Origin of the sequence: uncultured Campylobacter sp. (genome assembly GCF_937997595.1) — a bacterium.
Classification (GTDB): domain Bacteria; phylum Campylobacterota; class Campylobacteria; order Campylobacterales; family Campylobacteraceae; genus Campylobacter_B.
Window position 1 is genome coordinate 1 of sequence record NZ_CALKTS010000312.1, and the last position, 2,807, is coordinate 2,807.

Consider the following 2,807-nt stretch of genomic DNA (forward strand, 5'->3'; position numbering starts at 1 on the left):
TGGCGATCGAAAGCAGCCACGATGAGCGAGGCTGCGTGTGGCCGCGCGAGCTGGCACCTTTTGAGCTTGAGATCATCATCTCAAATCACAAAGACGCGGCAGCGGTAGAATTTGCCGAGAAACTATACGAGCAGTGCCGCGTGCTGGGCGTCCGCGTGCTGCTCGACGATCGCGCGGAGCGTTTCGGCGTGAAGATGAATGACTTCGAGCTGATGGGCTTCCCGTATGCGGTGCTCGTGGGAAAAGCCTTAGCAGAGGGAAGCGTCGAGTTCATCACTCGCGCAGGCCTAAAGCGGCAGAACGTAAGCGAGGATGAAATTTTAAAACTTATCGAGAAAAAATTAGCCTAGAAAAATTAGTAAGCGCATGAAATTTAGCCCTAAATTTGGCTAAATTTTGCCGCCATATTTTGAAATTTGCGAGCTGATTTTGCTACGCGGCGCGGCGTGAAATTTTATAAATTTACCGCGCTAGCCGCAGTGAGAATAGGTTTTTGAACTCGGACGGAGCATAAATTTTATAAATTTACTATGTTGCCGCGCAGAGATACCGCCAAGGCGCAATGATAAAATTTATGCTTAAAACTGCGCCGTCATTTCACTACGGCTAATTTAAAGCATGAGTTTGCGCGCGGTACCGCACCGCCATCTCAGCCGCGCATAAATAAATTTAAAGCGCCGCCTTTGACCGCGCAAGCAAAAAAAGCAAAGAGCTCGCTTTCGCCGCTCTCGCGAGATGCCAAAACAAAATTCCGCGATAAAATCCCGCTCTCTGCCCGCCCTTTTCCAAACGATTTTTAAAAAGTTAAATTTAAACCGCACTTTCGCTTCTATGATTTCTCTTTTTAAATTTAAGATTTAAATTTTGCGGCGCAACGGGCGCGTAAATTTAATCGGCGCGCAAAAGCTGATCCGAAATTTTACCCGGTCGAAATTTTGCTTAAATTTATTCGGCGGCGGCGATTTTAAATTTTATTCGTAGGTTTGTCGTAGTAGCCCCATTTGGTGCGGTATTTTCTCCTCGCTATCCGAGTCAAAACGATCTGAACGATCAAAAGTACAAGCGCACCGCCGCCCCATTTCAAATATGTGATTCTATAGGAATCGGATATGGTATCGTAATAAAACCTGGTTGCAAAAGCATAATCGTATTTTAAAACCATTTGCCCGTCCTTAAGGGCGATCTGCCGTGCAAGGTCGGTATCGCCCCCGATCCTTTGGTACCAAATTTTTACATCCTTGTCGTATATCGCGGCCTTGTATCCGTCTATCTCGGCACCGAAAACATCTAAAGAAAAACGCCTCTGCTTAAGCGCGCTATCCACTAAATTTAACTATAATAACTAGCTCCTCTGCTCTTATTCGTTTGCACATATATGACGCACCCCTCTATGGTCTGCAAATCCTCTGGGCTAGACGGTAGCACCGCGGTGTAGGACATATACAGCGCCGCACCCGCGCCAAGGATAAAAAACAGTAGCACGCATCTTAAAAGCGTATTCATCTGATTAAAGCTAGCGATCTTTTTTTCATCGTATTTTGTATCAAAAAACATCAAATTCTCTTTTGTTTAAATTTTATTTCGGCGCTTTATCCTAGCGCACCGTAGCGGCATAAAAGCGGAGCTACGTCGCTCCAAACTTCCGCGATCTTTAAATCCGCACTTCTGCAGCTAATACGGCTCGGTTTTTTCCAGTGCTGTGCGCAATACAAGGCGCCGCTTTTGCCGAAATTCGTCTTGGATTTTCATTCATTTTCATTCGACGAAGCGTAAATTTAAAAGCTAAATTTAAAAAGCGCGCGAAAGAAAAATATTTCTCTTTTTAAATTCCACTAAAATTTCATCCAAAATGCGGCAAGCTCGTAGCCGCGCGCGCTCAAGCTTTCAAACGCAAGCGTAACGCCGCTGCTTAAGTCTAGCTTCAAACCCTAATCCGTTGCGCGCTCGCGATACTCGATCTGCTCGCGATCTAAAGCGTCTTTTGCCGCCGCAAGATCGACGGGGGCAGGACAGCCCGATAATATCCAAGGCTCTATTTCGATTTGCCGCGCCCTTCCATCGCCGAAATTTAGAGGCCCGCTTCTGAAATGATCCGAAAAAATCATAAAGATTCCGTCCCGAAAAAAGTGAAACTCAAAGGCGCCATATCTTAAAATTTCAGCTCCAGCACTCTTAAAGCTCGCGCCCGCAGGGCCGAACATCGCGATGGTCTGTGCGCAACTCAAGCCCCTTTCTACGCCTGCAAACTCGCCCGAGCGAAAGAATTTAAGCATATCGATTTTTGGCATTTCGCTCCTTTGGCGACGTTTTAAGGATACTGCGCGCAAGCAAAGCCTAATTAAATTTAGCGTCCGCGGCCGCAAAAAAACGGGCGGGCGCAATCAAAAGTGCGCGGGCGCGTCTTATAAATTTTACTCGCTATACGCGCCAAATTCTAATACTGCGCTCGCGATATGAGCGAATACGGATGCCAGTGCCGCCGTTACAAACCCTAGCTTTCAGCCTTATATCGCACCGCTACCTACGAAGCGACAAACCGCGCAGATCCGATATTTACCGATTAAAATTTCACAAGCGTTGTAATATCCGAGTTTAAGAAGCGATCTTATAAATCCGCTTTAGCTCATCTGGCACTGTATTTAGAGCAGATAAACTCGTTTTAGTCCGTTAAGGCTAGCCGAAAACCCTTTTTAAATGCGCTTCGTAATCTCTCGTAAAACGCTCTACGTCGGGATTTTTAATGACATCGTTGCACATAAAAGTAGGCAGCCTTTTCGTGCCTAAAAACTCATTTGCCTTATGAAAAT

4 protein-coding genes and 1 pseudogene are annotated in these 2,807 nt (G+C 46.0%); 1 reads left to right on the forward strand and 4 read right to left on the reverse strand.

The window, feature by feature from the left end; genetic code table 11:
• Positions 1-350 (forward strand): His/Gly/Thr/Pro-type tRNA ligase C-terminal domain-containing protein (locus Q0614_RS10565; RefSeq protein WP_298788610.1); only part of this gene is annotated, 350 nt, incomplete at its 5' end.
• Positions 351-964: 614 nt separating this feature from the next.
• Here Q0614_RS10565 and Q0614_RS10570 read toward each other — a convergent pair.
• The 4 genes and pseudogenes from Q0614_RS10570 to Q0614_RS10585 all read right to left on the reverse strand — a co-directional run.
• On the reverse strand, positions 965-1,324 hold the full coding sequence (locus tag Q0614_RS10570; RefSeq protein ID WP_298788611.1) for a hypothetical protein: 360 nt from the start codon (positions 1,322-1,324) through the stop codon (positions 965-967).
• Between the two features lie 5 nt (positions 1,325-1,329).
• Positions 1,330-1,554: a hypothetical protein gene (locus Q0614_RS10575; RefSeq protein WP_298788612.1), complete on the reverse strand. Its 225-nt coding sequence runs from the start codon at positions 1,552-1,554 to the stop codon at positions 1,330-1,332.
• A 374-nt stretch (positions 1,555-1,928) separates the two neighbouring features.
• Positions 1,929-2,288, reverse strand: coding sequence for a hypothetical protein (locus Q0614_RS10580; RefSeq protein WP_298788613.1), 360 nt, complete (start codon positions 2,286-2,288; stop codon positions 1,929-1,931).
• Positions 2,289-2,673: 385 nt separating this feature from the next.
• Positions 2,674-2,807: pseudogene (locus Q0614_RS10585) on the reverse strand (NADPH quinone reductase MdaB); the annotation flags it as partial.